The organism is Massilia sp. NP310, from assembly GCF_019443485.1.
In the GTDB taxonomy this organism is placed as follows: Bacteria; Pseudomonadota; Gammaproteobacteria; order Burkholderiales; family Burkholderiaceae_D; genus Telluria; species Telluria timonae.
In genome coordinates this window covers 1,041,085-1,063,605 of sequence record NZ_CP080379.1, presented here as the reverse complement: position 1 = coordinate 1,063,605, position 22,521 = coordinate 1,041,085, and the positions used below count along the sequence as shown (strand labels likewise).

General features: G+C 58.0%; 19 protein-coding genes. 8 read left to right on the top strand and 11 right to left on the bottom strand.

Annotation, left to right across the window (positions count from 1 at the left end):
• Positions 1–8: 8 nt before the first annotated feature.
• From KY496_RS04780 to tatC, 7 genes are all read left to right on the top strand, one after another.
• Entirely contained in the window at positions 9–1,874 is a 1,866-nt protein-coding gene (locus KY496_RS04780; protein WP_219864055.1) for a copper resistance system multicopper oxidase, read from the top strand.
• A gap of 80 nt (positions 1,875–1,954) precedes the next feature.
• A complete protein-coding gene (locus KY496_RS04775; RefSeq protein ID WP_219865052.1) occupies positions 1,955–2,884 on the top strand; it encodes a copper resistance protein B in 930 nt (309 codons plus the stop codon).
• 266 nt (positions 2,885–3,150) lie between these two features.
• Entirely contained in the window at positions 3,151–3,591 is a 441-nt protein-coding gene (locus tag KY496_RS04770) for a DUF411 domain-containing protein (RefSeq protein ID WP_373889468.1), read from the top strand.
• Between the two features lie 646 nt (positions 3,592–4,237).
• Positions 4,238–4,690, top strand: a complete 453-nt coding sequence (locus tag KY496_RS04765) for a protein-disulfide reductase DsbD N-terminal domain-containing protein (protein ID WP_229520419.1) — start codon at positions 4,238–4,240, stop codon at positions 4,688–4,690.
• Positions 4,691–4,994: 304 nt separating this feature from the next.
• A complete protein-coding gene (gene tatA, locus KY496_RS04760; RefSeq protein WP_219865050.1) occupies positions 4,995–5,240 on the top strand; it encodes a Sec-independent protein translocase subunit TatA in 246 nt (81 codons plus the stop codon).
• Between the two features lie 10 nt (positions 5,241–5,250).
• The gene (gene tatB, locus KY496_RS04755) at positions 5,251–5,757 is read left to right on the top strand and encodes a Sec-independent protein translocase protein TatB (RefSeq protein ID WP_219864053.1); all 507 of its coding nucleotides are present in this window, start codon (positions 5,251–5,253) and stop codon (positions 5,755–5,757) included.
• Complete coding sequence (gene tatC, locus KY496_RS04750; RefSeq protein WP_219864052.1) at positions 5,758–6,513, top strand: twin-arginine translocase subunit TatC; 756 nt, start codon at positions 5,758–5,760, stop codon at positions 6,511–6,513.
• Between the two features lie 329 nt (positions 6,514–6,842).
• Here tatC and KY496_RS27350 read toward each other — a convergent pair whose 3' ends face one another.
• The 10 genes from KY496_RS27350 to KY496_RS04705 all read right to left on the bottom strand — a co-directional run bounded on the left by KY496_RS27350 (position 6,843) and on the right by KY496_RS04705 (position 19,471).
• Complete coding sequence (locus KY496_RS27350) at positions 6,843–7,106, bottom strand: hypothetical protein (RefSeq protein ID WP_307729068.1); 264 nt, start codon at positions 7,104–7,106, stop codon at positions 6,843–6,845.
• Positions 7,093–8,430: an FTR1 family protein gene (locus tag KY496_RS04745; protein ID WP_307729067.1), complete on the bottom strand. Its 1,338-nt coding sequence runs from the start codon at positions 8,428–8,430 to the stop codon at positions 7,093–7,095. Before KY496_RS04745 ends, KY496_RS27350 begins: the two co-directional genes overlap by 14 nt.
• 34 nt (positions 8,431–8,464) lie before the next feature.
• Positions 8,465–8,710 (bottom strand): hypothetical protein, encoded by a 246-nt coding sequence (locus tag KY496_RS04740; protein ID WP_219864051.1) that lies wholly within the window; start codon positions 8,708–8,710, stop codon positions 8,465–8,467.
• A 135-nt stretch (positions 8,711–8,845) separates the two neighbouring features.
• Positions 8,846–12,022, bottom strand: a complete 3,177-nt coding sequence (locus KY496_RS04735) for an efflux RND transporter permease subunit (RefSeq protein ID WP_219864050.1) — start codon at positions 12,020–12,022, stop codon at positions 8,846–8,848.
• Entirely contained in the window at positions 12,019–13,623 is a 1,605-nt protein-coding gene (locus tag KY496_RS04730) for an efflux RND transporter periplasmic adaptor subunit (protein ID WP_219864049.1), read from the bottom strand. Before KY496_RS04730 ends, KY496_RS04735 begins: the two co-directional genes overlap by 4 nt.
• 26 nt (positions 13,624–13,649) lie before the next feature.
• Positions 13,650–14,966 (bottom strand): TolC family protein, encoded by a 1,317-nt coding sequence (locus KY496_RS04725; protein WP_219864048.1) that lies wholly within the window; start codon positions 14,964–14,966, stop codon positions 13,650–13,652.
• 74 nt (positions 14,967–15,040) lie between these two features.
• A complete protein-coding gene (locus tag KY496_RS27030) occupies positions 15,041–15,265 on the bottom strand; it encodes a hypothetical protein (protein ID WP_229520418.1) in 225 nt (74 codons plus the stop codon).
• 591 nt (positions 15,266–15,856) lie between these two features.
• Positions 15,857–16,201 (bottom strand): four-helix bundle copper-binding protein, encoded by a 345-nt coding sequence (locus KY496_RS04715; protein WP_219864046.1) that lies wholly within the window; start codon positions 16,199–16,201, stop codon positions 15,857–15,859.
• A 106-nt stretch (positions 16,202–16,307) separates the two neighbouring features.
• Positions 16,308–17,105 (bottom strand): copper resistance protein B, encoded by a 798-nt coding sequence (locus tag KY496_RS04710; protein ID WP_229520417.1) that lies wholly within the window; start codon positions 17,103–17,105, stop codon positions 16,308–16,310.
• A gap of 503 nt (positions 17,106–17,608) precedes the next feature.
• Positions 17,609–19,471, bottom strand: coding sequence for a copper resistance system multicopper oxidase (locus tag KY496_RS04705; protein ID WP_219864045.1), 1,863 nt, complete (start codon positions 19,469–19,471; stop codon positions 17,609–17,611).
• Positions 19,472–20,363: 892 nt separating this feature from the next.
• On the opposite strand from KY496_RS04705, the gene KY496_RS04700 reads away from it, so the two are divergent.
• Positions 20,364–21,644 carry a type II restriction endonuclease gene (locus KY496_RS04700; RefSeq protein WP_219865048.1) on the top strand — a complete coding sequence of 427 codons (1,281 nt, stop codon included), beginning with the start codon at positions 20,364–20,366 and terminating at the stop codon, positions 21,642–21,644.
• 17 nt (positions 21,645–21,661) lie between these two features.
• On the opposite strand, the gene KY496_RS04695 is transcribed toward KY496_RS04700, so the two are convergent.
• Positions 21,662–22,324: a cytochrome c gene (locus tag KY496_RS04695; RefSeq protein WP_219864044.1), complete on the bottom strand. Its 663-nt coding sequence runs from the start codon at positions 22,322–22,324 to the stop codon at positions 21,662–21,664.
• Between the last annotated feature and the right edge of the window lie 197 nt (positions 22,325–22,521).

The window sequence follows — 22,521 nt, the reverse complement described above, 5'->3', positions numbered from 1 at the left end:
AGGAAATAATGAACAAAAAGCTCTCCAATGGCTTGCCAGCGCCGCTCGCCTTGTCCCGCCGACGCTTTGTGCAAGGTTTGGTCGCCGGCGGCGTGCTGACGGGTATGTCTGGATTTTCGTCGCTCGCACAGGCCGGCTTCGATATGCCTTCCGCAGCCAGAACGGGATCCGCACCGGAGTTGCGAGGTACCGAGTTCGATTTGGTGATTGCTGAAACGCCAGTCAATTTCACCGGAAACCCGGGCATGGCAACCACAATCAATGGCTCCATCCCTGGTCCTACCTTGCGCATGCGCGAAGGCGACACGGTAACGATCCGTGTCACCAACAAACTGCGCGAATCAACATCCATTCACTGGCACGGCATCATCCTTCCGTTCCAAATGGATGGTGTGCCGGGCATCAGCTTCAAAGGAATCGCACCAGGCGAAACCTTCACATATCGCTTCACGGTTGAGCAAAACGGCACTTACTGGTACCACTCGCATTCCGGCTTCCAGGAACTGACTGGTGTTTACGGCGCACTGATCATCGAGCCTCGCGAAGCGGAAGCCGTACGCGCCGATCGCGACTATGTGATGCTGCTTTCGGACTGGACCGACGATGATCCGATGCGGGTGTATTCGAAGCTCAAGGCGCAGGGGGACAATTACAACATCAACCGTCCTACGGCTCCGGACTTTTTCCGCGATGTCTCCCGCGACGGCATGAAAGCCGCCCTGGCTAAGCGGAAGATGTGGAACGAAATGCGCATGAATCCGACCGACCTGGCGGATTTGTCTGGCGCAGTACTGACTTACCTGCTCAATGGCACCACGCCGGCCGGTAACTGGACAGGCCTGTTCCGAAATGGGGAACGCGTGCGCCTTCGTTTTATCAACGGCGCGGGCAACACGTTCTACGACGTTCGCATTCCCGGCTTGAAAATGACCGTTGTTCAGGCTGACGGAGTCAACGTGGAGCCGGTCACTGTGGATGAATTCCGCTTTGGCCCAGGCCAGACCTACGATGTAATCGTGCAACCCAAAGACGACGCCTACACCGTATTCGCCCAGTCCATGGAACGCACCGGCTATGCCCGCGCCACGCTGGCAACACGCGCTGGCCTGACCGCTGCAGTGCCTGCGCTCGATCGCGTGGAATGGCTCACGATGGGTGACATGATGGGGGACATGGGCGGTATGGAGCACGGTAATGGCGCCATGCACGGAACGATGGCTGGCATGAATCACGGGACCATGCCCATGCAGCACAATATGGCAGGCATGAACCATAGTGCCATGGCAATGGATCATCGAGAGCATGGCGTGGCTGCTGCTGCTGCCGCTGCCGCTGGCTTGGGCAAGCCGAGCCGCAAAGTACGCCACGCCCGCAGCGAGTATGGCGCCAGTACCGATATGCGTGTGGACACGCCACGGACCAACCTGAACGATCCCGGCATCGGGCTGCGCAATAACGGCAGGCGCGTATTGACCCTGTCCGACCTGTCGACGATTGGCGGGGCTCTGGACCAACGCGGTGCCGAGCGTGAAATCGAGTTGCACCTCACCGGCAATATGGAACGGTACGTCTGGTCGCTGGACGGCATTGAATTTGGCAAGAGCAGCCCGGTGCATTTCAGGTACGGCGAACGCGTCCGGGTGATATTGCAGAACGATACGATGATGACGCATCCAATGCATTTGCACGGTATGTGGAGCGAACTGGAAACCGTGGATGGCCAGTTCCAGGCCCGTTTGCATACCATCCCGGTCCAGCCTGCGCAGCGCATCAGCTTCCTCGTCACTGCCGATGCGCTGGGGCGCTGGGCCTGGCATTGCCATCTGATGTTCCATATGGATGCGGGCATGTTCCGCGAGGTGGTGGTTGCGTGAACATCGTCAATTTGAAAGGAAACGAAGTGAAGGGTCGTAAACATATCGCCATCGCCTGCCTAGCTGCCACCATAGCCGGCATGGCCGTGCCGGCAGCCAATGCGCAGTCGGACCACGGCAGCCATATTGGAATGGCAACAGGTGCAGCATCGCATCCTCAGACTCATCCTGCACCGGCCAGCCCCAAGAGCGAGCAACCGGAGACCGCATCGCATGAGGTACACACGTCCACGACCGCGCCGATGGATCATGGGGCTATGCGCATGCAGGGAGGTCCTGCCCCTGCGGACGCCCGCGACCCGCACGCCTATTCGGGCGGCTATCAACTGGGGATCGGCAAGTATGCGCCGGGTCCGCAGCGGCTACTGCGACTGAACGATGAACACAGCTTTGGTAGCGTGCTTATCGACAACCTTGAACGGAGTCGCGGCAAGGATGGCAACAGCGCGAATTACGGCATGCAGGCGTGGTTTGGTCGGGATTACGACCGCGTGGTGCTCAAGGCCGAGGGCGATGTCACCGGCGGCAAGCTGGAGGAAGCCCGCACCGAGCTTCTGTGGGGCCATGCCTTTGCCAGCTACTGGGACGCCCAGGTAGGGCTGCGGCACGACAGTGGCGAAGGCCCTGACCGTACCTGGCTCGCTGTGGGCGTGCAGGGGCTGGCCCCCTACTGGTTCGAAGTGGATGCGACCGCGTACGTGGGCAATGGCGGCCGAACTGCACTGCGCCTGGAAGCAGAGTACGAAGTGCTGCTAACCCAAAAATTGGTTCTTCAGCCGAGCACGGAGTGGGCTTTCTACGGCAAGGCAGACCCGGCAAAAGGTATTGGAAGTGGTCTGACCGATGCCTCGGCGGGGGTGCGCCTACGCTATGAATTCTCGCGCCAGTTCGCCCCGTACGTTGGCGTGGAATGGAACCGCAAATTCGGGTCCACCGCGTCACTTGCAAGAACCGCCGGTGAACGTACCAGCGATACGCGCTGGGTGGCGGGAGTGCGCTTCTGGTTCTAACGCCGGCCATGTCTGGTGCACGGTGGGAATCATCGTGCACCAGACATGCTCCAGGCTCCATCCGGTGCAATAAGGGCTCATGACGGTATACGCTCCGGACCGGCACGGGGGGATACTGATGATAGGCCAGTCGACCGCGACAGTATGCAATCGAAAAGCGGACGTCCAGGCGATGCCGGAGTAGAACGTAGGGGCATTGAAGTCGCCCTGCAGGCCTAAAACATCCCGTCAAAACCATCACAGATGTCTTACGAAGGAAATATCCCATGATGCGAGTACTTTCCCATGCTGCAGTGGCAGCGGCCCTGTGCTTTCCGGCCGTTGCGATGGCTGCCACACCTGTCATCAACGTCTTCAAAAGTGCCTCGTGCGGATGCTGTAGTGCATGGGTCGAGCATTTGAAGACGAACGGCTTAAGCACCCGTGTGACCAATGTCGATAACCCTTCCGACTATCGCGAGCGCGGCGGCATACCGACTGCACTTGGCTCCTGCCATACCGGGATGGTTCAGGGCTATGCAATCGAAGGGCACGTCCCGGCAAAGGAGATCAAGCGCCTGCTGAGTGAAAGGCCGAAGGCAAGAGGGGTGGCGGTTCCCGCAATGCCGCTCGGATCACCCGGCATGGAGGGACCTCGCAAAGATCCGTACGATGTATTCCTCGTGCACGCCACAGGTCGCACAACGGTATACAAGCACTACAACTGAACAAGGCTTCGTCCTCGTTGCTGGGCTCACCAGGCGTGTACTTGTCGAAACGCGCTATCGAAATGAGGACAGTCACTTTAACGTAATATTGCGGATCAAAAGCACGGTGGACGCGAATGGCGTTGCGCAGGTCAACAAGCCAGCGCCGCGCCTGAAGTGACCGATGACGAGGCAGGAAAGGGAGAAGTCACGAAGCGGGTCCTCACGCGATTTTTAATAACAACGTGTTCAGCGTTTGCGTCATCCTGCTTGTCCGTAACATCTCGCTGATCGAAAGGGTCGTAATTGTGAAAGTGTCAGTTTTGTTTCTGTCGCTGAAATATGGGAACCGATCAAATGCCGGCAGCTAATGCATTTGGTGTTCCGGATGCGGTTATGGATATGCTTGTGGCCTTTTCCGCAATTTCCGTTTTCTTTTCTACCTGCCTCGTTGCCTACGGCTTTATCCGTCGCCGCCAGAACAAGCGTTCTCTATCAAAAAAACCGAGTATGATTCCGCCACGACACAGAACTGCCACCCGTATTGCCACTCGCCGAAGGAAAAGAAAGTGAAAATACTATTTTTAACGTCTCTATCGATTGAAAAACTATGTCTATAAAACGGTCTTTGAAGTATCTATTCTTGCTATCTCTATCTGCAGGAGTAATGCAGAACAGTCTGGCGCAACAATCGACACCAGCCTCAATCCAAAAGGGAATCGGTAACATCTTCTCGAATTCGGACGAAAACGAATTGCTTGAGCCAGAACAAGCGTTCAAGTCTAAGCTCACCGCCAAAGCGCCCGAGACGCTTGTGGTCGATCTGGTTCCGGCAAAGGGGTATTACATTTACAAAGACAAAATCCGCTTTGCGCTGAGTGACACTAAGGGAGTGTTGATCAGGAAGGTCATGCTTCCTAAAGGGGAGATCAAGATGGACGCAACTTTCGGAAAAATGGAGGTCTACCGATATCCAATTCAAGCGATTATCACGCTGGACCGTATGGCCACGACCAAGACTGTGACGGTTGTAACATCCTATCAAGGCTGTCATGAAAAAACGGGAGTTTGCTATCCACCAGTCGTAACGTCAGCGAGTGTCGCGTTGCCAGGAAGTTGAGAACACGCTGTCGTGGTGTAATAGATCGTTCCGGTTCATTCGGACCCGTTAGCGAGACGATGCAGTGCAATATTCCCAGCTATTGCATACCGTTATTTGTCGCACTACCAGAGGCTCACGACTATTGCACAATTTTTGAAACTTCCATCGAGCGCCAGTTTGATCGGCGCAATTTTCCTGACTGTGGCATACCGCCCAATACCGGAAATGGGCGCTGACGAGCGATCGGAAGGCAGGTCTGTGGCAGGTGACGCGTTTATTACTGCCACGCTGTATGACTATTCGGAAAGATGAAGAAAATATGATGGGTTCAATGAGTATTTCGCACTGGCTGATCGTTCTAGCCGTTGTTATGCTGGTTTTTGGCACAAAAAAGTTGGGTAATGTGGGGACAGACGTCGGAAAGGCGATCAAGGGTTTCAAGGATGGTATGAAGGGCGAGGAAGACAAGGCAAATGTGAATGCCGGCGCTAACGCTCTGCAGCACCTGCCACAGGTTACCGACAGGTCGACCGCCCCCGTGGGAGCCCACGACAAGCACCGTCCGTAATCGCAGTGCCATGATCGATCTCGGACTGTCGAAGGTGGCGATCATCGGCGTTGTCGCGCTAATGGTGATCGGCCCTGAAAAGCTGCCGAAGGTGGCGCGCATGGTGGGCACCCTGTACGGGCGCGCCCAGCGCTACCTGCACGACGTCAAGTCCGAGGTCAGCCGCGAAGTTGAGCTCGACGAACTGCGCAACCTGCGCAAGGAAGTGCACGAGAGCGCAGCTTCGTTCAAGGAAGAGGTCGAGCGGTCCATGTCCAGCCACGTCGACGAAGTCGAAGCGCTGTGGGACGGAAGGGAATCCGCTTCCTCGTCTTCATACTCGTCGTCCTCGTACCTCAGCAACACCGCTATCGACCGCAAGGCGCGCGGCTTCCGGCGCAAGAAGCTGGTGCGCACATCAAGCGTCCCGGCCTGGTACAAGCACCGTAACGGCGGCAAGACCCATGTGCTCTCCGGCGCCGCGCGCGTGCGCAAGTTCCGGCCGGGTTCAAGCAAATCCAAGACTTCCTTTTTCTAGATGACCGAAGAAGCCGCAGGCGAAGAAACCTTCATCTCCCACCTCGTCGAACTGCGTGACCGCCTGGTCAAGGCGTCGATCGGGATCGCCATTGCCTGCGCGGCCCTGTTCATCTGGCCGGGGCCCTCGCACGTCTATGACCTGCTGGCCGCGCCGATGGTGGCCGCGCTGCCGGTCGGCTCCTCCATGATCGCCACCGGCGTCATCTCGCCCTTCCTGGTGCCGATGAAAGTCACGCTGCTGCTGGCCTTCATCCTGTCGCTGCCCTGGGTGTTCTACCAGCTGTGGGCCTTCGTTGCCCCCGGGCTGTACGCGCACGAGAAGCGCCTGGTGCTGCCCCTCGTGATCTCGTCCTCGCTGCTGTTCATCGCCGGCGTGGCCTTCTGCTACTTCTTCGTGTTCGGCCGCGTGTTCCAGTTCATCGGCGAGTTCGCGCCATCCTCCATTGCGGTGACGCCCGATATCGAGAACTATCTCGACTTCGTCATGTCGATGTGCCTGGCCTTCGGCGCCACTTTCGAGGTGCCGGTGGTAGTGGTGATCCTGGTGCGCATGGGGATCGTCAGCATCGAGAAGCTGCGCGAGATCCGCTCCTACGTGATCGTTGGCGCCTTCGTGATCGCCGCTATCGTCACGCCGCCGGACGTGGTCAGCCAGCTGGCGCTGGCCATCCCGATGTGCCTCTTGTACGAACTGGGCATCTTGATGGCCCCGATGTTTGCCCGAATGACTAGAGCGCCGGAAAAGTTGGCATAAGGGTCGTTTCTGCGAGAGTCAGCCGTCTGAGACTGCAGCACTGGGCCTCTACACGCACCTCATCGGGACGTGCGTGAAGTTCAGCAGTAGAGCCGACTTCCCGCGAGGACAGGGATTCCATTCGCTCGAATACCTGAAGAACCTATTCAAGCAAGACCATTGCGATCTGTAGTGGAAGCTGGACGCATGATCGGCCGGGAGAATTTCGGGCGTGCCGCTGAACCTCAGGGAACTGGTCTATAGATGGCGCGTCGGGTGCCTAGACGTGTTGGTCACGGCGACATTGAGAGCGCCGCCGTAACCTGTCCATTGGTCTCTTCTTTTACGCGTTAGCGAGCCGTTGCTGAAGAGCCCTTACGCGAGTTTAGAAGGTTGATCCCGAAGCCTGTCAGTGCGATTGTCAATACAAGCATTTGCGCCATGACCGTTTGCGCGGTCGGATAGATGCCGAGCAGGTCAACACGAGGAATCCCGATTGGATTCGCCCCTACCAGTCCAGCTTCTTGTAGCGCACCGGTGCCTTTACCGATCAAGATCACTGCCAGTACTGCCACAAACACGGATGTGATCGAAAAGAACTTACCGATCGGCATGCGCGCACTGGTCCGCAGTAGCGCCCACGCGATAATCGCTAGCAGCGCCAGCGCAGATAAGAAAACCTGCCATCAGAGCGCCACTGTTGCCGTCTACTGCTAACGCGGAATAAAACAGCACCGTTTCGAAGACTTCACGGTACACAGCGATGAAAGCCAAAGCAAATAGGCTAAAGCCTGCACGGCGTGTCAATGCTGCAGTCAACTTCTCACTGATGTATGCCTGCCAACGGTCAGCGCTGCTCTTTTGGTGCATCCACATACCGACGCTCAATAATACAATTGCTGCGAATACGGCACCGACGCCTTCAGCCACTTCCCGGCTGGCACCGCTGATTGTCACCAGATAGGTGGCCACCGCCCAAGTCACCGCGCCGGCCCCCAAGGCGCTGATCCAACCTGCGTGGACGTGCCTGAGCACATCGTTGCGGCCTGCCTTTTTCATGAAGGCGATAATACCGACTACGATCAGCAGCGCCTCGACGCCTTCGCGCAGCAGGATGGTAAGCGCGCCCAAAAACGTGCTCATGGGCGTTGCTCGGGATTGCCCCAGTTCTGCATCGACGCGCGCGAACAGGTTGTCCAACCGTGCTGCTGCTGCTTCGGCCTGTTCCTCCGTGCCATTGGCAACTGCTGATCGGAAACCGAGAATTGCATTTTCAACCGCAGTCATCAAGGACTGGTCACGCGCACTTACGATCGGTTCCAAGGGCTCGAAACCATCGAGGTAAGCAGATAACCCCAACTTGATTGCTGTTGCCCTGTCGCCGGCATGTACTGCGGCCAAGCTTTCCCTCAAACACAAACGAGCCAGTACGAGGCCTGTTGGCTTGCTCGCCTCGATAACGCCAGGATTGCTGCGCAGGTAGGCAACCACATCCCTTGCGGTTCTCCCCGGCATCAATTTCGCGCTGGCAGCTTCGGTCATCGTGCTGACAGTCGCCAGATCCGGAAAGTGGCGTTTTACACTAGCATCCTGGCGCCACAGTTTCTCGCCCCGGCCTCGCATAGCCCCGTCGTGCGACATGGTGCCGATATAGAATGCGAGCGCCCATCGGTCCTCCTCCGATAACGAGGAGAAGCTTGGCATAGACGTACCTGCAACGCCTTGAGTCACGACTTGATACAGTGCCATCAGACTGCGCGAACGAGCGCGCTCAGGATCGGGGAACGCAATCGGCTTGGGTTCCAGGCTTGCGGCCAAGCGCCCGTCACCGCGGCCTGCCGCGCCGTGGCAGGAGGCGCACTGCGCTATGTATACCGTTTCATGAGATTTCTCCTCAAGGTAGGTACAGTAGATTTTTCGTCCATGGCCGGACAACATCCTGGCGCGGTAACCGATCGCCGTCTCATGCCGCTTATTGACCGAGTTCCTGTTTTGGTTTGGTCATCATCTCCATGCAGGCCTTCATCATTCGATTCTTTTTGGCTTGGTTATCCGGCTGTTGCAGGTTTTTCTGCTGCTCATCGTGGGCTCGCTGAGCCTGTTCCTGTCGCATACGCTCTGCCGTGACCTTGCGTCCATGCTCGATGATTTGCCAGTCGGGCCCTGCGAACGCCGGTAAAGCCGTAGCAAATGAGATCACGCTGACCAGGTCCAACATTATTATTTTCATAATCGACTCCATTGATGATTGCAAAGATACGACTTAGAACGAGACAGTTGGCGTCGATGTCTTAGCACTGGCCTCGCGCATCAATGGAGGCCTGGACGACTCGTGCTGCCCCGTCGTAGTAACTCATGTATTCTCATAAACAGCCTCATTGGTCTCGGGTTTCCGGACGTTCTCTGGTTGTAGCTCCCGACGGCGAATCAACATGTAGACCACTGGGACTACAAACATCGACAGCAATGGGGCGGACAGCATCCCACCCACCATTGGCGCCGCAATACGCTGCATGATTTCCGAACCTGTGCCATGGGCGATCATGATCGGCACCAAACCGGCAATGATGACTGCGACAGTCATGGCCTTTGGCCTCACACGTTGAACCGCTCCCTCCCGGATGGCATCCAACAGATCAGCTTCCGACGACTTTCCTGCCGCTAGGCGGGCTTCCCAGGCATGCTTCAGATAGAGCAGCATGATCACCCCGAATTCGGCCGCAACGCCCGCAAGTGCAATGAAGCCGATCGCGCTGGCGACCGAAATGTGGTGTCCAAGTATCCAGAGCAGCCAGATACCGCCGGCCAGTGCGAACGGCAAGGTCGCCATGATGAGGACGGCCTCGTCAAAGCGCTTAAATGTCAGGTAGAGAAGAATGAAGATCACCAAGAGCGTTGCCGGCACCACAATTTTGAGCTTCGCACTGGCGCGCTCCAGGTATTCGAACTGCCCCGACCAGGAAACCGAGTACCCCGGTTGCAGCTTGAGTTCCTTTGCAACAGCCTGCTGCATGTCGCGTACCGCCGAATTCATGTCGCGTCCTCGAATGTCGACGTACACCCAACCAGACAGGCGTGCGTTTTCACTCCTGAGCATGGGTGGGCCGTCATTGATGCGAATCTCTGCCACATCACCCAAGCGAATCTGTGCCCCGCGTGGCGTCAGGACGGGCAATTGCCGCAGGTTTTCGATCGAGTCCCGGATTTCCCGCGGATAGCGGACGTTGATCGGGAAGCGCTGCAGGCCTTCGACCGTCTCGCCGATGTTGTCGCCTCCAATCGCCGACGACACCACGCTCTGCACGTCGGCGATATTCAAACCGTACCGAGCTGCCTGGTCGCGGTTGATGTTGACGTCCACATAACGACCACCATTGAGACGTTCAGCCAGTGCTGACGACACGCCCGGTACTTTCTTGACGATCCGTTCGATTTCTCCGGCAACGCGATCAATCTCCTGAAGGCTGGCACCGGCCACCTTGACGCCGACCGGGCTCTTGATGCCCGTGGCCAGCATGTCGAGGCGGTTACGGATCGGCGGTACCCAGATATTGGAAAGCCCAGGCACCTTGACCACGCGGTCCAGTTCCTCCACCAGCTTATCCGTGGTCATTCCCGGCCGCCATTTATCCTTGGGCTTGAACTGGATCGTGGTCTCGAACATCTCCAGCGGCGCAGGGTCGGTTGCCGTCTCAGCCCGCCCCGCTTTCCCGAATACGCTTTGCACTTCAGGCACGGTTTTGATCAAGCGGTCCGTCTGCTGGAGCAGTTGCGACACCTTGCCCGCCGAAAGCCCTGGCAGCGCCGAAGGCATGTACAGAAGGTCGCCTTCATCAAGAGGCGGCATGAATTCTCCGCCGAGCCGCGTCATCGGCCAAACGGTGACAAGAGCAATCACGGCGGCTGCGACCAACGTCGCCTTGGGAAAGCGCAGCACCCCATCGAGCAAGGGGCGGTACACGACGATGAGAAAGCGATTCAGTGGATTCTTGTGCTCCTCGGGAATACGTCCACGGATCAGGTAACCCATCAGCACCGGGATTAAGGTCACAGCCAGCCCTGCCGCCGCTGCCATCGAATAGGTCTTCGTGAACGCAAGCGGTGAGAACAGGCGGCCTTCTTGCGCCTCCAGCGTGAACACTGGAATAAACGACAGCACGATGAACAGCAGCGAGAAGAACAGCGCGGGGCCAACTTCGGCCGCTGCGTCTCCGATGACGCGCCAGCGCTCCTCCCCTTCCAGTTTCGCACCTGGATGGGCGTGGTCCCACGCTTCGATATGCTTGTGCGCGTTTTCGATCATGACCACGGCGGCGTCCACCATCGCGCCTACCGCGATCGCGATACCGCCGAGCGACATGATATTCGCGTTCACCCCCTGGTAGTGCATGACGATGAAGGCGACGAGGATACCGATCGGCAGTGTGACAATCGCAACCAACGCCGAGCGCAAGTGGAACAGGAAGATTGCACACACGATGGCAACGACGACGAATTCCTCGATGAGCTTGTCGCGCAGATTGTCCACCGCTCGTCTGATCAGGTGCGAACGGTCGTAGGTTGGAACAATCTCCACTCCAGGGGGTAGACTCGACTTGAGGCCGGCCAGTTTGGCTTTGACCGCGTCGATGGTCTCCAGCGCATTTTTTCCGGAGCGCATGACGATGACGCCACCCGCGACCTCGCCTTCGCCGTTGAGCTCGGCGATGCCGCGTCGCATTTCTGGGCCCAGCTGAATTCGTGCGATGTCACCGAGGCGGACGGGAATACCGGCCTCCGAGGTCGTTAGAGGAATCTTGCGGAAGTCGTCGAGCGATTGCAGGTACCCGCTCGCCCGCACCATATATTCGGCTTCACCCAGCTCGAGCACCGAACCGCCGGCTTCCTGGTTCGCCTTCTGCACCGCGTCGATGACCATGTTATGTGCGATGTTGTAGGCTCGCATCTTCGCCGGATCGAGCACGATCTGATATTGCCGCACCATGCCGCCCAGGCTTGCGACTTCCGACACATTGGGTACAGTTTTGAGCTCGTACTTGAGGAACCAGTCTTGAAACGCGCGCAGCTGCGACAGGTCCATTCTGCCGCTACGGTCGATCAGGGCATACTCGTACACCCAGCCAACACCGGTAGCGTCCGGGCCGAGCGAAGCTTTGGCTTGCGGGGGTAAGCGCGACTGCACCTGGTTCAAATATTCCAGTACGCGCGAGCGCGCCCAGTACGGGTCGGTGCCGTCCTCGAAGAGGATGTAGACGAAGGAATCGCCGAAGAAGGAATAGCCACGCACCGTTTTCGCGCCGGGCACTGACAACATTGTCGTAGTGAGCGGATAGGTGACCTGGTTCTCGACAATTTGTGGCGCCTGGCCTGGATAGGATGTGCGGATAATGACCTGCACATCGGACAGATCAGGCAAGGCGTCGAGCGGAGTACGCTGCAGCGCGTAGATGCCCCAAGCCGTGATCCCCACTGTTGCCAGGAGCACCAGGAAGCGATTCAGGATCGACCAGCGAATGAGTTTGGCGATCATTTCTTTGCGTCTTCCGTGGCGGCAGGAGGTTGGGTAGCATGCTTTGTAGCGGCGGCGCCCATATCAGTCATGCCCTGCGTCGACGGTCCGGCAGGGGAAATGCTGGTGATCTGGAAGGAGCCGTCCTGGGTCTGCTGGAATTCAAAGTTTACGATTTCGCCGACCGCCAGACCTTTCGGGACGCCTCCTGCCGGAGTTTTGAACCCCATTGTCATTGCCGGCCACTGCATGCTTGGGATCGGATCGTGCGAGAACGTGATTTCATCCTTGTCGATATTCTCCACCTTGCCGTGAGCACGATGGGTCGTCAGCCCTGCAGTTTGCTTGCCGCCGTCCGTCGGCGCGGGGCCGCTTAGCCGAGTCGTGGTGCCTCTCAGGCTGGCTTCGGAATCAATCAGGAATTGACCCGAGACGACAACTTTTTGTCCAACGTCGAGACCCTTGAGAATTTCGGTCTGGCCATTGCTCTCGCGGCCAGTTTCGACGTCGATGGGGCTGAATTTGCCCTGACCTTGCGCGACCATGACGACACTGCGTGTACCGGTCTGGATCACTGCTTCCGTCGGGACAATCAACGTTTCCACGCTGGTCGCTGGCGTGAAGCTCACGGTCGCGAACATGCCCGGCACCAGGCGTTGCCCCGGATTGGACAGTTCAACACGCGCCTTCAATGTGCGCGTCGTCGCCTCAACTTCAGGCAGAATTGCGCTGACCCTGCCTTGCAATACTTCGCTGGGCAAGGCCGGCGTACGGGCCTCGACCCGGGCGCCTGGACGTACTTTGGCCGCCGCCGCTTCGGGCACCTCGGCGTTGACCCAGACAGTACCGAGCCCATTGATCCGGAACATCGGTGCGCCGGAGGCGATCGTCATCCCTTCACGGACTGCGAGGTCGCCAACGACGCCACTGATGGGCGAGCTGATGGTGACCCGTGGCTGCACTTTGCCGCTGGTCTCGACACTGCGGATTTGCGCATCGGTCATCCCTGCCAGGCGCATACGCTGCCTCGCGCCGTCGACCAGTCCGTCAGTTCCTGGCCCTTCCATTTGCCGGGCCGTCAGGTACTCTTCCTGGGCCGCGACCCAGTCAGGCACATACAATGCAGCCAGCGGCTGCCCCTTTTTAACCGGATCGAGGGGTGCGCGCACGAAGAGCCGCTCGACGTAGCCGTTACTACGTGCCTGCACGACGGCAACGTCACGCTCGTTATATGCCACGTTGCCGACAGCCTCCACGCTGGAGGTAAGCCGGCCCTTCGTAACGTCGGCGGTACGGATACCCAAGTTCTGTTCCACTCGTGGGCTGATGCTGATATTGCCCGGATCGCCAGCCTCGTCCGCATACATGGGCACAAGCTGCATATCCATGAACGGCGACTTGCCCGGCTTGTCGAATTTTTGTCCAGGGACCATCGGGTCATGCCAATAGAGCACCTTGCGTCCAGTGGCTTGATCCACACCTGTTCCCTGGGCCGAGGACGCCGCCTGCGCGGGGGCGGACATCCCCATCCCGCGATTCATACCAAGCTTGTAGAGGCCGTACCCACCGGTGCCCAGTGCAGCAGCCACAAGCAGGGCAATTATTACTTTGTTCGTATTCATTTAAAAATCCTTGTTGGCCCTGTTTGTTAGTGGCTAGATATGCCGTTTTGCGGGAAAAGAAAATTCAGTTGCGCCCACAGGCGGTCGGTTTCCTGCCCAAGCTGCAGAGCCTGCAAGCGCACATCGATTTCACTGCGTCGCGCGGCGAGGACATCTGCCAGCGTGGCCTTGCCGCCGCGGTAAGCGGCCAGCGACGCTGTAATCCTGGAGTGAGCGAGAGGGATCAACTCTTGCTCATAGCGGGTCTGTCGTTGCCTGTCTGTATGCCAGTCGTTCAACATGCCCCGCACTTCTGCAACATGGGCGCGCAACGCGTCCTCGCGTTCCGCCCTTGCTTGCTCGACCTGGGCCAGCTTGGACGACAGCTCGCGATCCTGGCGATTTTTCTGATCCCACTGCAGGGGAACCGAAAGGCCAATCGACAGCATGTCCGAATACCCCGGACCGCGTTTTTGCACTGCCACCTCGACGCTCCAGTCCCCCTTCTTGTTCGCCTTCGCAAGGTGCGCTTCAGTTGTTGCGATGTCTTCCTGCTTGGTCAGTACGGCGAGTTCTGGATGGTGTCCAAGCTGGGTGTCGAGCGTTGCTTCGTCGAGGCGGATGGCATCTACTGCTGGCTTGGCGCCCAAGGGCAGCTGAGCTGCATCACCGACCCAACGTGCTAGTGCAATTTTGGCGTTGCCGATGCGGCGGTTGATATCGCTTGCCTTGTCTTCCAAGCTCACCAGTACGCTTCGTGCACTGAAGATGTCTGCCTGGTTGCCCCGACCGGACCGGTAAGCTGACTCCGCCGCCTGGATTTCAAGTTGCGCCTGGCTTATCTGTTCCGCGATTACAGCAGACATGGCTTCGGTGTAATAGCGGTCCAACCAGGCCAGTGCGGTCGAGCGTTCGATTTCTGCCGTCGTTGCCGCCTTCTCTGCAATCGATTTTTCTGCTTCATGCTCAAATCGTTCCGCACGCAGACGACGTTTATCGGCCCTCGTCAACTCTTGCATCACACCGATTCGCTGCTGCGTCATGGAGTCGCGCGTCAAGCTAAAGCGATCTCGGCCTTCGATCGGCAGGCTATCGACACCGACCTTCAGAAGTGGATCAGGGAGCTGACCGGCAGCGACTGACATCTCCCTCGAAGACTGCGCAGCATAGTCCTTCGCCGCCAACAGTCGCGATCGCTCGACGGCCCGCTGCTGAGCTTCAGCCAGCGTCAGTGCCCTTTCGCTGGCAAACGCAGCAGTGGAGATGGCGACAGATATAAGAATTACAATAAACAGGACTGCTCGGGAGGACCGAACAGCCGGACGAGGCGCCACGCGCCGCGCCGTGATATGTGGGGAAAGCATCAAACCTCCAGAATGCATTGAGTAACATCGCCCGCGCAAAAGCGCAGCGATGGGGAATCAATCAAACCGAAGGATTAAATGCGGAAGCAGCAGTTGCGAATGGCTATAGGCGGTGCCGTCGCATGCGTGAGGAAAGCAGGAGGTGGTGCGCCGAGAAAACGCTCGAACGAAAGCCGATCCAGGCTTATTGGAAGACCGTACCCGATAGCGACATACGGTGCCAGTGGCGGCGTAGCCGGCTTGTCGAGTGACTGCTTATCTGCCTGATAGTAGGCATGGCAGAGGTTGGGCTGTTCCATATCCATGTCCGGACATGGGACTGTGTCAGCTGACATCGGCTGCACGGACGAGCTCATCTGACCACCAGGTCCCAAGTTTAAACCTGGACACGCATATGCCGAGATAGCAAGTTGCATGAACAATATGCTGACCAGCAGTATTGTTGCAGCAATAAGTCGGGATGTACGTGGAGGTCTCATGGATGAATGGAGTCTAGGACTGCCAGGAGTAATTGTCAATTGCGCAGACTTCAACAGACCACGCCTCCGGGATTTAGGCACGCTGCTCAACAAGGACGTTTTGGCTTTTACAGATCTGCGCTTGACGATAACAAGGCTTTAACGCCCCGTTTTGCCGGCTCCTCCTCACTTCGGTTACGTCCATCTGAACTCCTTGTGATGCGCCGCTTTTCGTTCGATGAATGGCCCCTTAAGTAGAAGTATTTTCCGTTCGTTTGTTTGTAAGAGCTATCGCCTTGTGGTTCACTTGTAATGATCACTGGACGTTATGCGAGCACACAAGCGCAGTGCCAAGTCAATTGACCACAAGCTGCCGACGACATACCAAAAATAGCATGCGTTGTCGGCAGCCTGGACCATTAGCGCCGACGCTTACGCGGCAGGGGCAGACTGGCTCATGTTGCGGCACGCCTCGGCGCAACGCCTGCATGCTGCAGCGCAATCCTGGCAATGCTGCGCATGATGCTGCGCGCACTCGTCGGCGCACGCTTCGCAGATAACTGCGCACAGCTGGCATACCTGCATGGCATGTTCGCTCGACCGGGCCATCAGTTGCGCAGCAAGGCGGCAGACGGCAGCGCATTCAATGTCTAGCTCGATGCACCGGGCCATCATCTTCGGATCCGGCTCCCGCAAGCACGCGGCAGCGCAGCTGTCACAGGCCTGTGCGCATTCGTAGCAAGCCTGAATACATGATTGAAGTTGCTGTTGGTTCATGGTCACTCTCCTTAAAGGTAAATTGAACAGGTGGCTCTTTCAGGACTGGTGCACACCTTCTGGCGTGTCTGAAATCGCTGCAATTGCTTCGGACGACACGTTTTGATTAGAACCAGAATCGGACGCCGGCAACGGCCTGCATCACGCTCCTGTCCCCGCCACGCATGCGCGTGAAATCGGCGGTCCTGCCGAACTGCCGGTTCCACGTCACCCCGATGTACGGTGCAAACTGACGTGTGACCTCGTAACGTAGCCGCAGGCCGGCGCCGATATCGGACAGGCCGCTCCCCGTTTCGCGCTCAGGATCACTGCGGCTGTACAAGTTCGCCTCCACTTCGGGCTCGAGGATCAGTCGCGAGGAAAATAAGACCTCGTACTTGGCGCTCAGTCGTGCTGCCCAGCCACTGCCGGGGCGCCAATACGCTGTCGCCTCGGTCTCGAACCAATATGGAGCCAGGCCCTGCACGCCAAAGGCTAGCCAATTGCGGCTTTCGCCCTGGCCGCTGTCGTGCCGAATACCTAGTTGCGTGCTCCAGAATGTCGCGAAGGCCCGGTCCCACAGAAGTTCGGTGCGGGCTGCCTCGAGTGACCCGCCGCTTCGTTCGCCTTCCACCTTCACCCAAGCCTTGTTGTAGTCGTTGCCGTACCAGGCCTCGAGTTCTACGCTCTGGCCGCGCTCGCCGTCGCCTTTCGCTGCCTCGGCCTTGTCAAAGAGAACTCTCCAGAACGGCGCGTTGTCGTTCATTTCATGGTTGCCAAGATGTGCGAACTTCGCACCCTCGTTGTACGCACTCGGATCGCGCGCATCGGCCGGAGGCGGACCGCCTTGCATACGTCCCATCTGCATACCCTGCTCCCCGGCACTGTCGTCTTGAACTGCCTGTTCCTGGGCAGGATGGGACATCCCGGCATGGCTAGGGGCAGGCATCGTTGCTGCAGTTGGGGCATGGCCCATGGCAGCGTGGTCCATTCCAGACGACTGGCTTGCCGCCTTCTGCTCTTGCACAGGTGTTGTCTGTGCCGATGTCGCCGGTCTCCCCTGCGTGTTCCCGGGGTCTTGATGTTGGCTGTGCTGTGCCTCAGGCGCTGCTTGCTTCGAGCCAGTTGCGGCGGAGGCGGCGGCGCCCATTGGTTTCTCCGGCATGGCGTGTCCAGCATGTGCAGGCGCACCTTGCTGGGCCTTGTCTTGCTGGACAGGCATGGTCGACTGGGTACCCTGGGTACCAGCGGTAGCGGGCGTGCCATGTCCCATAGCTGCATGGTCCACTGGCGGTTGACCATTCCCCGCAGGCGTTGGCACAGGCTGCGCTGTTTGGCCGGAGCTCATGACGGTCTGCGCTATGCCGTTCTGCGAAACGAGCGAGGCGATGACCAGGACATAGGGAAGTGAGTGCTTAAACGGTTTTTTCATGATACGACGACCTCCCTGAACATGCCCGCTTCCATGTGGTACAAAAGGTGGCAGTGGAACGCCCAGTGCCCCAGCGCATCCGCAGTCACGCGGAAGCTCACGCGCTGCGCGGGCTGGACATTAATTGTGTGTTTGCGGACCTGGAACTGACCGGTTGCCGACTCAAGCTCGCTCCACATTCCGTGCAAGTGGATCGGGTGGTTCATCATCGTGTCGTTCACGAGCACGACGCGCAGGCGCTCGCCGTACCTGAAGCGAATCGGGAGCGACTCCGAGAACTTCTGGCCGTCGAACGACCACATGAAACGCTCCATATTCCCGGTCAGGTGCAGCTCGATCTCGCGAGTCGGTTCCCTCGGGTCGACCGGTCCGCCAACAGTACGCAAATCGGCATAGGTCAGCACCCGCCTGCCGTTGTCGCGCAGGTTCACGCCCGGATCATCCAGGTTCGTCCTTGGCATGTCCACCCGCATGTCAACGCCCGGTCCGTACTCGGTACGCGCATGCGTCACCTTCGGCTGCTGACCCGGCTGGGCAGGTGCAGCCGCCATCGATTGCCCGTGACCGGCATGGGCATCGGATGGTGGCATGGCAGGTTGCACGTGCCCCTCGTGCCCTGAAGCCGCAGTCGGGCCAGCCGTGGCCGAAGCCGAACCGTGCTCCATTGCAGCCTGGCCTGTGCCATGCCCGGCGTGCGCACCCGTCATTGCCATGGCTCCCATCATGTCGACCATTGTGAGCCACTGCGCCTCGTCGATTGCCGGTACCGGAGCCTGCATGCCGGCGCGTGTCGCCAAGGTGGCGCGCACTGCACCTGAGCGTCCGATCGACTGGGCGAAGATCGTATATGCCCCGTCCTCGCTCGGCTCTACAATGACATCGTAGGTTTCCGCAACCGAAATGCGGAACTCGTCAACCGTCACCGGTTCGACGTCCTGGCCGTCGGCCGAGACCACGGTCATCTTCAATCCTGGAATACGCACGTCGAAGATCGTGGTTGCCGAACCGTTGATGAACCTTAGGCGAACTTTTTCGCCCGGACGAAACAGTCCCGTCCAGTTGCCCTCGTCAGTAGCGCCATTGATCAAAAATCGCAGCGCGCCGCTGATGTTGCGGCTGGCGGTTACGTCACTGAAATCGTTAGGCATCATGCGCATCTGGTTCCACATCTTGCGTTTCTCGACCGCCGCCGACCACCCCATGCTCTGCACATCGCGGGCGAATTCGCCAAAGGTAGGTTGCTTGTTGTTGAAGAAGTCGCTCATCTTCTTCAAGTTAGCCATCACGCGCTCCGGCTTTTCGTCCGTCCAGTCCGAGAGCAGGACCACATGGTCGCGATCGGTCCGGATACGCTCGCCGCCTTTCGGGATGATGACGATTGGGCCGTACAGCCCGGTTTGCTCCTGGAACGCAGAATGGCTGTGATACCAATAGGTCCCGGTTTGCTTTACCTCGAACCGGTAAGTGAAGGTCTGGCCCGGTTCAATCCCCGAAAAGCTCAGCCCCGGTACGCCGTCCATCTCCGCTGGCAGCAAGATGCCGTGCCAGTGGATCGAACTGACAGTCGGCAGCCGATTCGTCACGCGGATGGTGACGGTATCCCCTTCGCTCCAGTACAGGGTCGGGGCCGGCACTTGGCCGTTGACCGCCGTCGCGATCCGCGGAGCACCAGTAAAGTTGACGGGCGTAGGCCCGATGACGAGATCGAATTCGGTGCCGCGCAGCGCTCCTCGCTCGGCTGGCTGTGCGAATAGCAGCCGGGGACTCATTCCGGCAAGACCGACTGCTGCACCGACTCCTTGCAGGAAGCGGCGGCGCCAACTGCTTGTGCAATTAGCGTCGATATCAGACCCATTCATGTGATTCTCCAATCAGGTAATAATTTATGCGTTCGATGCCCGAGCAGGATGCTGGACTACCGTAGGGTCCAGTTCGCTTCGAGCTTTGTGGAATGTTGCAATAGGGTCAGAGCGGCGAACCTCAGTTGGGATTGCAGGAACCGATATCGACGCAACTGCGAATGGCAGTATCAAGCCAAACCCAGCTTTGTCTGAAAAACGTGTTCGATGCAGCTAGCACAGCTTTGCCATTTCCCATTGCAACAGCGTCAGGAAAAGGTTCGCGGCGGCCGATCGAGGCGGGTCGGAAACGGTCCTGCGAAGGACGAGATGGGTTCTGGGCGCGTCACTTGTGCAGGTTCTTGCACAAGATTGAGTAGGGCAAATGGAAGCGGAGCGTAGCTGCCAATGCAGCAACTAGCGCATGTTCCGCAGCTTGCTCGTTTCTGGTTGCTCATGGCTTCGCAGTCTTCATCGGCGGAACCCGTCGAGCCTGTCGCGGTGTCGATCGTATCGGCATACGGCGCTTTGGGAGCGGCGTTTTCTATCGTGCCATCGTCCAGATGTTGTGCGAAACTAGGCCCAGCAGACTGATGCGCCATGCTGCACTGATACATCATCACCCTGGCGATACTTTGTACCGGCAGGGTAATGAAGAGGAAGCACAGGAGAAATGCTCGGAACCGTTGGCGCATGTGATGAATTTAGCATACGCGGCGCGCAGGGGGCACACGTTATACCCCAGACGCCAGAACATGAAGGTAAAGCTTTCAGTCAGCTCCCGATCAGCTGCCCTGCCTTGACCCTTGAGCAGTCATCTACTCCTCCTATAGCATATCGGTTTTTGGCATCGCCACAGCTGCTTCAGCTACAATTGCCTTTCCTAGAAGACATGACGGAGCCGTAGTTGGAGATTACAAACTCCCCATCCATACACCAACAACAAGCCTTGATCGAGCAATGGAAATCTGACTCTGGCGGGACCTACCGGAGCTGGTTTTTCTGGAACGAACGACTGAAGAATTTTCGATCGATCCGGCGTGGTCTACAAGAGGTCGTGCGTGAAATCCGTGAGGATGAATTCGGCGTTCAGTACCGTGGCTCGTCGCTTGAAACAGTAGTTCATTCGATTGCAGAGCAGCGTCAGATGTTCAAAGGAGCTGACCATGCATTTCTGTGGAAGCCAAAGCTGCGTATTCCCGATATTTATGAGGACAGAGGCAACCAACTCGCCTTCGGTCGATTTCTTGACACTTGCCTGTGTTGCGGGAGCGAAGCAGAACTGGTCGATGCCATCCGAACTTTGGATGCGCGAAAAATTAAAGGCTTAGGTCCCGCCTGTGCGAACCTGCTGTACTTCCTTCACCCTACATTTGTTCCACCGAACAATACGGCAATCGTCAACGGTTTCAATAAATTTTTCGGTGCGAAGGTCAAGTTAGGACGCTGGGAGGAATATTTGGCCATGCGCAAGCATCTGGTGGAATTTAACCGCGTCCATCGATCACTGCTCTCTAACGATCTTGGGGCAGTTGCTGGGCTCATGTTTGATATCGGGACGGAACGCTATCCGTTCATCACCCAAAGCGGCACGCCTTTGGATTGGGCATCCGATCTACAACAGTCTCATCTTGAAAGCACCGCCGCCGCAAAAGCGCGTCAGTGCGCTGCCGAAAACGATCACTCCCACACCCAAGTCCAGGGGTGGTTGCGCGATCTCGGCTTTGCGCTGGGCTATAAGGTCTGGATCGCCATTAATGACAAAAGTCGTCCTTACGGCGATGGCAAGCTCGCCGATGGTTGCCTAGCTCAACTTCCATCGGCCATTCGAGCAAGCGCCGCATGTGACACCGTAAGTCTGATTGACGTGCTCTGGATCGACGGTGCCACCGAAAAAATCGACATGGCGTTCGAAGTCGAACACAGCACCAGTATTTACTCAGGGATCGTCCGTATGCTTGACCTGGCACTCGGCATCCCAGAGCACGACGGTTCCACTTTCTTCCTGGTGGCACCGGACGCTCGGGAGAATGACGTACGGGCTCAGTTCGCCCGTCCGGCATTCTCGCGCGTTAGCGAACTCGATGTGCGATACATCGGCTATGGCGAACTGGCAAAGCACCGCGAGGCGATTACCCGTTTTGGCAACGGAAGCAAAGCGATACTTGCCATTTCCAAAGCGCTCACGACATAAGCTTACCTTAGGGCGCTTTAGTGTTGCTCGCCATCTTTGTGAGGATGGGCTGGCTCACTTCGAGGCGTCGACGTCTCGCTGCCCTGCTCTTGTGCATGCCCATTGTCCTGTTCCGCATGCGACATCCCTTGCATTTCCTCATCAGCTGTACCCGCATGCGAATGACCAGAACTGCTCTTGACCATTGCACTGTATTGCGTCGCATTAAGTTCGGGGAGCTTGCGGACAAATGCGACAAGATGCCAGATATCTTCATCGCTCATGCTCTTACCCCAGGCTGGCATGCCGGATGCCTTGACGCCGTGTTTGATAATCCAGAATGCTTCGGCCGGTTGCACGGCGACTTTCGACAGGTTCGGCGGACCTGGGTATAGCCCCCGGCTCAGCTCAGTTTCGGCTTTGCCGGGCACTAAATGGCACTGCGCGCACATAGCTTCGTAATTGCCCGCGCCTTTCACCAGCGCTGCCTCATCATTTAGTGGTGGTACTTTGATGTCAGCGGCCCGAACGCTGATCGACCGTTCGCGCGCAAACTCAATCGCAGAAAATACCGGTCTGGAATGCTGGACGTCAGCTCCAAAATTATAGGCACCCATCCAGGCGAGCAAGAGAATGAGCGCAAAAAGCGCTGCAGCAGTCGCGATGATTAGCATCGCGACCTGTTTTGTCATGATTTTCATTTTGATCTTTCTAAGTTTGTTAAACGCCCGGAGGTGTGCGCGCCTGGATGCCGTCCAGGCAACCAAGTCGCGCCAACACAAGTTTTCTTCTTCTCACCGGTGAGGCAACGGTGCCACGCCTGAAAAGAACCGGTATCGGAAATCGATAGGTCAGGCGGGACGTGGGGGGCGTTCGATGCGAGCAGGAACGTGCCCGC